At 67.4% G+C, this 8,909-nt stretch carries 8 protein-coding genes; 1 reads left to right on the plus strand and 7 read right to left on the minus strand.

Annotation, left to right across the window (positions count from 1 at the left end):
* Nucleotides 1-249: 249 nt before the first annotated feature.
* The 6 genes from IL992_RS45180 to IL992_RS45205 form a co-directional block, all read right to left on the minus strand.
* The gene (locus IL992_RS45180) at nt 250-810 is read right to left on the minus strand and encodes a hypothetical protein (protein WP_193209445.1); all 561 of its coding nucleotides are present in this window, start codon (nt 808-810) and stop codon (nt 250-252) included.
* A gap of 549 nt (nt 811-1,359) precedes the next feature.
* The gene (locus IL992_RS45185) at nt 1,360-2,853 is read right to left on the minus strand and encodes a YifB family Mg chelatase-like AAA ATPase (protein WP_193209446.1); all 1,494 of its coding nucleotides are present in this window, start codon (nt 2,851-2,853) and stop codon (nt 1,360-1,362) included.
* Nucleotides 2,854-2,856: 3 nt separating this feature from the next.
* On the minus strand, nt 2,857-3,939 hold the full coding sequence (locus IL992_RS45190; RefSeq protein ID WP_193209447.1) for a DUF4192 domain-containing protein: 1,083 nt from the start codon (nt 3,937-3,939) through the stop codon (nt 2,857-2,859).
* Between the two features lie 412 nt (nt 3,940-4,351).
* Nucleotides 4,352-4,747, minus strand: a complete 396-nt coding sequence (locus IL992_RS45195) for a hypothetical protein (protein ID WP_193209448.1) — start codon at nt 4,745-4,747, stop codon at nt 4,352-4,354.
* A gap of 39 nt (nt 4,748-4,786) precedes the next feature.
* A complete protein-coding gene (locus tag IL992_RS45200; protein WP_193209449.1) occupies nt 4,787-5,185 on the minus strand; it encodes a hypothetical protein in 399 nt (132 codons plus the stop codon).
* Between the two features lie 472 nt (nt 5,186-5,657).
* The gene (locus IL992_RS45205; RefSeq protein ID WP_226874971.1) at nt 5,658-6,419 is read right to left on the minus strand and encodes a hypothetical protein; all 762 of its coding nucleotides are present in this window, start codon (nt 6,417-6,419) and stop codon (nt 5,658-5,660) included.
* Between the two features lie 626 nt (nt 6,420-7,045).
* Here IL992_RS45205 and IL992_RS45210 point away from each other — a divergent pair.
* The gene (locus IL992_RS45210) at nt 7,046-7,462 is read left to right on the plus strand and encodes an acetoacetate decarboxylase family protein (RefSeq protein ID WP_226874972.1); all 417 of its coding nucleotides are present in this window, start codon (nt 7,046-7,048) and stop codon (nt 7,460-7,462) included.
* A gap of 9 nt (nt 7,463-7,471) precedes the next feature.
* Here IL992_RS45210 and IL992_RS45215 read toward each other — a convergent pair whose 3' ends face one another.
* Complete coding sequence (locus IL992_RS45215; RefSeq protein WP_193209451.1) at nt 7,472-8,458, minus strand: helix-turn-helix domain-containing protein; 987 nt, start codon at nt 8,456-8,458, stop codon at nt 7,472-7,474.
* Between the last annotated feature and the right edge of the window lie 451 nt (nt 8,459-8,909).

Consider the following 8,909-nt stretch of genomic DNA (forward strand, 5'->3'; position numbering starts at 1 on the left):
CCTACTGGCTCTGGCCCGACGCTTGGTCGATGTGCTGTGGGCTCTGCTGCGCGACAACCGGGTCTTCTCCCCTGTTCCGCCGTCCCAGCTCACAGCGCTCGCCGCTTGACATGGTCATTGAGATTCCCTCGGTGGAAATGAGAAAGGCACCGGCCGTGGCCGGTGCCATCGATGTCGTGCGTGATGTTGGTAAGAAGACTTACCGGATCTGCCGCATCCTCCAGCGAGAGTGCCGGAGTTCGCGCGAGCTCATGTGGAGCGTTGCTGTACGGCGTAGGCCACGCGTTCGGTCAGTTCACGGTCGGCTACGCGATTTTCGATCGTGCTCGTGCTGTCGCCGTGGACGGTGAACGAGCCGGACGCGGCCTCCAGTCGCCACCGGACGACGGTCTCTCGCTCTTTCTCGGTGAGCGAGGCCTCCGGCAGTAGTTCCACCAGGGTTTCGACGATCTCGGCCCGTGTGCCGTTCTCGGTCGCCCTCTTCGCCAACCGCTCGAAGCAGGTGATCAGGTCCCGTCGATAGTCGGGCAGTAGGCGGCGCTCGATCCTCTTCGCGACGAACTTCGCCCCTCGCGCCGCTGTCACCGTGATCTCATGCCGTCGCAGGTCAGGGTATGTGCCCCTGCTGCCGTCGGGGTAGACACCGAGCACCCTGATCCGTCCCCGCTGGTTCCATATCGGATGCACGACGAGCCGGGCACCGGCGGGTCCCATGAGGTAGGCCGGATGGCCGGGCCGCACCAGGGACCTGAAGCCCTCCAGATGCTCGGCGACCTCGATCACCAATTCCTCGACTTCCCATTCGTTCACCCACTGACTCCTTTCGAATAATTGGTTGACGAGTTGAAAGCGGGCCGATCTGGCACCGCAGGACGCATTTGAGATTGCCGACCGATCTTTATCACTTCGATCGAAGCTCACATCTAAATACGGGCGACGGTACGGCCCGAACGTCCGCCCACCGAGACCGTCACCCGCGCTGGTCTGCAGCGACGGTACGGATGTAATGGATTCGGCGGGCGCTCTGAAGCGGGACAGCGCCCGCCGGTCCGAAGTTGGCTTTATGACTGCTCTTCGTTACGCATACGTTCTTGCTCAGCGCGGAATCGGTAGATGTCCCGGCCGGGCTTGGCGCACTCCTGGCAGCGACAGCCGTACCTGTGGATGTCACTGATGTGAAAAACCTGAAGGCGGGCCTGCCATGGTGTGGGATAGAGCGACTCGTCCAGTTCCACGTGAACGCGTCCGCGCTGCTCGTTGACCTTGGTCACCCTGCCCGGGTAGTAGAAGGGCGATTGGTAGGACTCTGTCCACCACGGCCGCACCGGGATGTGGAAGGAGGGCCGGACCAGGACGCGGTCACCTGGCTCCATCGCCATCTGCCCCCTTCCACAGCTCCAGGGCACCCGCCGCATCGTCGAGCTGTGGGCGGTCGGCACCACGCAGGTCCGCCAGTGTCCAGGCCACACGCAGCAGCCGGGGCATTCCGTCGGCCGTCACCAGCCCGGCGGTCACCGCTGACCAGAGCAATTCGGCGGCCTCCGGCGCAACGGAAAAGCGAGTTGTCAGGTCCGGTGCGGGTATCTCGGCGTTGGTCCGCCACGGTGTCTCGGCTAGCCGGTGAGCCGCCCGTACCCTCGCTGCGAGCACCCGCGCGGCCACCGTGGCACTCGGTTCTCCTGTCCCGGCGGCGCGGTCCTCCTGCTCGACAGGTGCGCGTACGGCGACGCGGGACAGGAGCAAGGCCAGGCGCGCCCGGTAGCGACGCCTGACCTCCGGTGTGCAGGCACACTCCCGCTGTTCGAGGCATGGGCAGGGGCGGGCGTCGACAACCAGGGTGAACCGCGCCGGGTAGTGGACACTCCGGCCCAGGCCTGCGAGGTGGACCTGTCCGCTGTCCATTGGCCGGCACAGGCCGTCGAGGACCGTGCGGGCGAACTCCGGCGCATCGGCCAGATGCAGCACGCCGTGATGGGCGAGCGAGACCGCACCGGGGCGGTTGCCTGCCACGCTGCCGAAGATCGCCGCAGCGGTCGCCGTGTGATGCGGCGCGGACAGCGGGGGCGTGACCACCGGCGCCCTGTCGGACTGTCCGGCCAGCGAGCGGATCTCGGCTACCTCCCGGGCGGCGTCATGGTCCAGCGGTGGCAGGATGCCCGGTAGGCGTTCGGCGAGCATCGTGGCCGGGCCGTCGCCGGACAGGAGCAGGTGGTGCCCGCCCGCCGCGCAGACCTCCAATGTGTGGCGGGCCGCCTGGTTGCCGGGCACGTCGGCCAGGTCGACAGCGAATGACGATGACAGCGCAGACTCCGGCTCCTGGTCGTGATGATCGCGGATGGCCCCGTGGCGGAGCTGGTCGATCACGTCGGCCAGCCGGGTGACGGGCATCACCACGGCGCCGGGCACCTGCGCAGCCTCCCGTGCGCATTCGGCGGGGACGACGACTCTGCTGAGTCCGGCCCGGACAGCGGCAGCCACCATCGGCAGGACGCCTCTGATGGGGCGTATTTGGCCGTCCAGGGCCAGTTCGCCGAGGAACACCCGCCCGGCGATCCGTTCGGGCGGGATGACACCGGCGGCGGCCAGCAGCGCCACGGCCAGCGCGAGATCGGCCGCCGCGTCGTAGACCGGCGGGATCATCGGTGTCACGCTCGCCGTGATTCTCGCGTCCGGCCAGGCTGTTCCACTGTTGAGGATCGCGGCCCGGATCCTGGCGCGGGCAGGCCAGACCGACAACTCGGGCAGGCCGACCAGATGCAACTCCGAGTCCCCTGGTGCCGCATCGGCCTCGATGTCAACGATGTGGGCGGTGAGGCCGGTCAGGGCGAGCGACCGGGTTGAGGCGTAGCCCATGCCTCACCACCCCACCGGCAGCACCGGGCGGGTCCCGTCCGGGCGCTGGGCGGCCTTATCGGCGATCTCGTCGGCCATCCCAGCGAAGTCCATGCCGCAGACGGCCTCCGGTGGTAGACCGCAGTCCAGGGCGGTGCGGATCAGGTGCGCCAGGCTGTAACGGGGATCGACCGACAGCGCCCGTTCCACGGCGACCCGCGCCAAGGGCCCGTCTCCGGTGCGCAGTGCGAGGAACGCCAGCAGGGCGGCGGGAGGGGCGGCGAAGTCCGGTTCCACCCTGCGGGTGAGTTGGGTCCACAGCCTGATGTGCGCGTCGTCGTCGTATCGGCCGATCAAGGTCATGGCCGCATCGCGGACGAAGATCGCACTGAGCCGCACGCCGAGCCAGGCGACCTCCTCGGCGGACAACTCCTGCCCGGCCTGCGTGCGGTCCAGCGCGGCGGCAATGTGGTTGAGGCCCTCGTGATACCAGTCGTAATCGCCCCCAGCAGCGAGCAGGCTCCGCGCCTGAGCACAGGCTTCCCGAGTGGCGGCCTGCACCTGTTCCCGGCCCTGCCCACCGGCCGGGGTGAGCATGGCCGAGAGTGCCGCGCGGTCAGGCTGGGCGACGTATCCGGCGAACACCGCCGCCGCGGCGGCCGGGTTGGTCCCCGGGTCGTACGGGACGCCGTCGGGTGAGCAGCAGTCGGGATCGGGGCACATGTACGACCAGTAGCGACCCCCCTCGACCCGTAGCGCGTCGATCGTGTCGATCCCTGCATCCGACAGTGAGCCGCGAATGGCGTCCATCACGGGTGTGACGTGCCACCCGGGCCCGTACCCGATGAGGATCGCCCGCTCGGTGCCGTTGCGGGTGAGCAACTCGGCGAAGCGCCGGGCCAGGTCGGGAGTGTCCTCGGAGTTGTCCGGCAGGTCGAAACGCATGCTGAACCGCAGCCCCCGCGTCGTGCTGTCAGGGTCGGCGGCGGGTTCGAACGCCATCGCGACGATGCTTCGATCCGGATGAAACCCCAGCATGTAGGGCACGATCGCGATGAAGTCCGCAGGACGGCTCAGCCGAACGGTGTGATCCAGACCAGAGGTCATGAGTGTCCTCCTGAAATGAAGAAGCCCCCGGCGCGGTCAGCCGAGGGCAGTGGAATGAAGAAGGGCGGAGTGAGCAGCGTTCGATGCGGACGCCGCCGCGCGGTCCAAGGAAGATCCGCCGATCGGGGTAGTCGAGCCCATCGGCGGAGCCGTACAGCGTGATCTCGCAGTCATCGCCCACGCACGGGGTGAGCACGTCGGTAGGCGCGCGGTGTGTGAACGCGAAGTGCGAGCACTGCCAGTAGCCGTACCGGTGCCGATCGACCAGCGTGCGCTGGGCATCGGCCAGAGAAGAGAACTCCTCCAGGTCATCCGGCTGCGGCGCGCTGTACCCGCTGCCGCCGTGCCAGAGCCCGTACCAACGCGCCACGCTCATCCCTCGCAGCGGGATGGGCAGCCGGGCGAGGCGTGGTCACCGCCGCAGTAGCCGCACCACTCGTCCATCGCGTAGATCGACAGCTCTTCGGCGTACCGGTCGCGCCACTCCCAGCTGAGCCCTGGTGTAGGAGTCGAAATAGTCGGCGTCGGTGTCGCCCGGCCGAAGCGTGAGGTAGTGCAGGACCGTCCGGGCCGCGCTGATCAGCTCATCAGGCGTCAGAACCGCGCCGACGCCCGAGCAGATGTCGGACCCGCTGAAGATGGTCCGGCGGCGCCGAGACAGCCGATATCGCCAGCGGATCCGGCCCTCATCGGTCCGCCCGGCAGCCTCCACCCCCAACAGGTGATCGGCGTCGATCTGCCATGCGGGCACCAGCCGAGAGCTGATGATCCATCCAGGCGGTAGGGTCAGGCCATGCGTCATCGCCATGGCGACTCCAAAAGGTTCAGAAACGTGGAATGGCGGCCGTCAGCATGGGCGACGGCGGCTCAGGTGATGCGGTCGCACGGTCGAACTGACCGCGTGGATCTCGCAGTCCCAGTAATCCAGGGCATCAACGAAGCAGCGTGAGCAGCGGATCAACCGCACGCATGCCCCGGAAGTCCGGTTGGTGTGCGTGGCGTCGATCCAGAGATGGGTCTTGGCCAGACAGCCGAGACAGGTGATGACCTCGGCAGCCTTGGGCATCGGCGTGAGCGCCACCGTCACCACGTACTCACGCGCGCAGCCGGGATCAGCGGCGGGCACCAAAGTCGCGGTGCCCGGGCGAACCTCACCCAACGCGGCCACGCGCATCACGCGGCCCCCGCCGCAGACCGTCAGGTCTCCCACGGACCAGCCGGCCCGGACGGCAGAATTCACCTCCATACGGTTGCCTCCCTTTTCGCGGCGCCTGTCCGGCGGCCTTTCGTACGGTCCGGCGGATGCGGGAATCAGGATGCGCTTTCACGTATGGCGGATTCCGGCGTGTCCGGCGCTCTCGCGGCGCGAATTGCGCTCACTTAAATACGGTGGCCGGAACGGCCCGACCGTCCCCACGCGGCAACATTTTCACAGCATTGCCGCGCACGCCGCACCGACGACCGACCGTTCCGGCCCCCCTTGCCGTCCTGTGACACGGCTACGTGAACCACAGAACAACAGGTGAGAACGAACATCGCACCGAACGCGTCAGACGCGCACCGGCGGATTTCGCTCTCACTTAAATACGGGGCGCGCATCGGTCCGAGCGTCCACTCCTCTCAAGATTCTTTGTCGTCTCAGGTGGGGTGATGACGCGTTCTCCTGGCAATAAGAAAGGGCCCCAGAACGCTCTCTGGGGCCCTCTCGCGAACTTTCCTTAGTCCTCCGTACTGCATATGCCGCCGTGAACCATCGTGCTCCTGACGTCGTCTAGACGCTCCGACAGTTCCCGCCACTCCGCGCGTGCGGCATCACGCACCCGGATCACGTTTCGGCGAGAGCCGTACGCGCCCCCGTAGCGTGCCTGAGCAACGCTGCTGAAGACGCCCGCCCGGCCGAGATCCTGTGCGTTGGACGCGATATCGATCATGCGCCCGATGGTCGGGAAGTCCCGACCATCGCCGAACGCCTGGCGGAACATCTCCGCGCTGTGCTGAGAGACGCAGAACGCGACGGCGGCCCCCGTGACCGTCTCCGTACGCGGGACACCGCGCATGAGCTGAGCCCCCGGCGTGGCGTCAATCTCACCGGCCGGAACGTCGATCCGGTAACCATTGCGCGCGGCGGCATCGCGAACCGCCCACCGCTGCAGGGTCGTCCGCGTGATCGTCAACTCTCCGCCGTCCCTGCGGACATAGAGCCACGCCTGAGCGTCCCGGGTAGGGCCACTGTCAGGGGTAGGGGCGCACGACGCGAGGACATCGCGCAGACGCTGAGCGAACAGAAATACCGCGTCCTGCGTGACATCGTCCGACACGTCGTCCGTCCCGTACGGCGCGTGCCCCTGCTTAACAACGGTCGCGCTTCCATCCATGCGCTTACGGGAACGGGTGGCGTCGACCGTACGGCAGTAACCGCGTGCGAGCCGCTGAATCTCCGCCCAATCGTCCGGCGTCACGCGCGCCATGTCTTCCGGCATGAGCTTCTCCCCCGGAACGTTGGAAGGGACGCACTTACCGGGAACTCCGTTCGACATGTTTCCTCCGATCTCCGCGACGCACCATTCGCGCCGCCCTTCTCTTTTGGCAATTCAATTGAAACACGAGACGGAGACCGGCGCAATTAAATCCCGCGCGCCTTTACCATGTTTTCCCTGACCAAGGGGAGGGAGTGGGTCATTGAGAAAGCACCCAAAGGCGCGAGCGAGCGACAAGGAGAATGCCAAAAGGAGACTATCATTCACGCCGAAGCGACAAGCCAGATATAAAGTTAATCAGAGAAATAGTGCCGAGCAAATGCGGAAGCCTGCCGCCGGGCCGAATTAATCAGCACGCCGCCCCTCCCAGCCCTTCGATCATAGGGATCACCCTTACAGTCGGGCCGACAAGATGCCGCGCCACAACCCGCTGACCAGGCGAAACGCCCTAATGATCATGACCAGTCATAGGTAGCGAACCATTGGTCGAGCATTGGCCAATCGATTGGCCGCCCTCTGTGTACGCCTCTGGTTATTGCATGGTTGAAATTACTCGGAAGGTGAACGCACACTCCTCGGCTTCCGAGACCCCGCACCTTCTCAGAGCTGACGACGACCCGATTTTATCGATGCGGCACGCCACCCTGCCCGCGCACCCAGTCGGTGATGAACTGGGCGAACCGCTCGACCTCGTTGCGCTTGCGGCCGCCGCCGACCGGCGTCTGGCCTCGGCCGTCGTACGGCTGCGCGAGCCGAGCGAGACCAACGGATTCGTCAACGGCCATCCGATGGCCTACCACCGCTGGCTGCCGTCCGTCGAGCCGGGCAAGGGCCTGGCCCTGGACGAGCTCATCGCCACCTCCGGCGCCTCCTTCGAGGGCGGCCAGGCGTGGGCCGGCAAGGCCGAGATCGACCTGTTCGACGTCCCCACGGAGGAGCTCGCCGACCCTACGGCCGAGGAGGTCATCGGCGGCTACTACCGCCAGGTCGGCGTGAACTGGAACGGCGGCACGCTGCTGGAGACCGGCACCTCCGGCGCCGAATAAGCCCGGCGGTCACACGTGCGGCAGGCACGCGGTCTCGCCGACGGCCGAGACGTTCTGGCCGACCATGTCCAGGCGGGCGCCGGCGCGGACGCACCCCATCCCAGTGAGCAGCAGGTTGCCGTAGGAGGCGTCCACGTGGCCCATCTTCCAGAGGTTCGCGGTGTTGTCGGCCGGGCGCGTGCCCTGGACGGTGAGCACGCCCACGGTCGTGTCAGTGGGATCGGGATTGAGCCCCGGCGTGGGGTCGAACAGGGGCCAGGCTCCGGCGCACCGCGGTGAGTACAGCAGGCGGATCGTGCCCACGTTGGTTCCCGCGGGAAGGCTCCTACCGCGCAACCGCGCCGCCTGCCGGAGCAATACCGGGGCGGAGTCCAAAGTGATCTTGTCGGCCCAGCAGCCGGCGGCCTTCGGGTCGGTGCCGTCCATGACGCGCACCACCGTCGCCGCGGGCGAGGGCGAGCCCTGCGCTCCGGTCCCGCGGGCCGTCTGGGCATAGAAGGTCAGCGCGGCCGTGGCCACGGCCACGGCCGCCACCACCCCGATCCCCCACCGGCGACGGGGCCGCCCCGGCTCGTCCATCCCCCGGTCGTGAAGCAACGCGAACCCGACCGCGACCAGGCTCCCGCCGGCAGGCTCCTCCGTGACCAGCGTTCCGGGCTCCCCCGGCACCGGCAGCATGACCGTGATGGGCACCAGGGCGTCACCGTACCCACCGCGGACACCCGACCGGTTCGCGGCGGCCGCCGCCTCGGCGACCGCCTGCAACCAGCGCTCCCGCCAGCGCGGCCAGTCCCCTCCACAGGCGAGCACGAAATTCCGCACCACCTTCTCCGAGGGCAGCCGGTGACCCGCCAGCGCCGCGGCGAGCGCGCTCTTGGAGACCTCGCAGCGCCGCGCCATCTTCCAAAACGGCAGTTCGCCCGCCGCGGCTCGCAACGCCCGCAGTTCGCAGGCGAACCGCTCGACCGGGCCCGCTGCCGGATCCAGGGGCTGCATCCGACGTCCTATGGCTCATCCTCCTCGCCGGGTCGGACATCCCGTGAAACCACGGTGCCGAGCATCCGCGCCCCGTCCTGGCCGGAGCGCCTCTAACAAAGATCTCCCAGTTTCCCCACCAGAGAAAGGCCCGGACCGAAAGGGGTGAGAACGACGTCCCTTTCCGGGCTGGACAACCAACAAGGCCGCCTTTTGTCCACGCACCTCGTATTTGGACAATTCCGCCTCAACATCGCAACCGGGGCGAGTCCACAGACCGGTGCGTCACGGCCGCCACATCGACGAACAAGGACTCGTCCCGGCCTCCGTCCCCGTTCCTGTGGAAAGGAATCTCAATGACCATGTCAAGCGGCGAGCGCTGTGAGCTGGGACGGCGGAACAGGGGAGAAGACCCGGTTGTCGCGCAGCAGAGCCCACAGCACATCGACCAAGCGTCGGGCCAGAGCCAGTA

Origin of the sequence: Microbispora sitophila (assembly GCF_014892245.1) — a bacterium.
Classification (GTDB): Bacteria; Actinomycetota; Actinomycetes; order Streptosporangiales; family Streptosporangiaceae; genus Microbispora; species Microbispora siamensis.

What these genes read in the sequence shown, in the direction of transcription:
- IL992_RS45190 (WP_193209447.1), bottom strand. Translation starts at nt 3,939, where the DNA reads ATGACCTCTGGTCTGGATCACACCGTTCGGCTGAGCCGTCCTGCGGAC.
- IL992_RS45195 (WP_193209448.1), bottom strand. Translation starts at nt 4,747, where the DNA reads ATGGCGATGACGCATGGCCTGACCCTACCGCCTGGATGGATCATCAGC.
- IL992_RS45200 (WP_193209449.1), bottom strand. Translation starts at nt 5,185, where the DNA reads ATGGAGGTGAATTCTGCCGTCCGGGCCGGCTGGTCCGTGGGAGACCTG.
- IL992_RS45205 (WP_226874971.1), bottom strand. Translation starts at nt 6,419, where the DNA reads ATGCCGGAAGACATGGCGCGCGTGACGCCGGACGATTGGGCGGAGATT.
- IL992_RS45210 (WP_226874972.1), top strand. Translation starts at nt 7,046, where the DNA reads ATGCGGCACGCCACCCTGCCCGCGCACCCAGTCGGTGATGAACTGGGC.
- IL992_RS45215 (WP_193209451.1), bottom strand. Translation starts at nt 8,458, where the DNA reads ATGCAGCCCCTGGATCCGGCAGCGGGCCCGGTCGAGCGGTTCGCCTGC.
- IL992_RS45185 (WP_193209446.1), bottom strand. Translation starts at nt 2,853, where the DNA reads ATGGGCTACGCCTCAACCCGGTCGCTCGCCCTGACCGGCCTCACCGCC.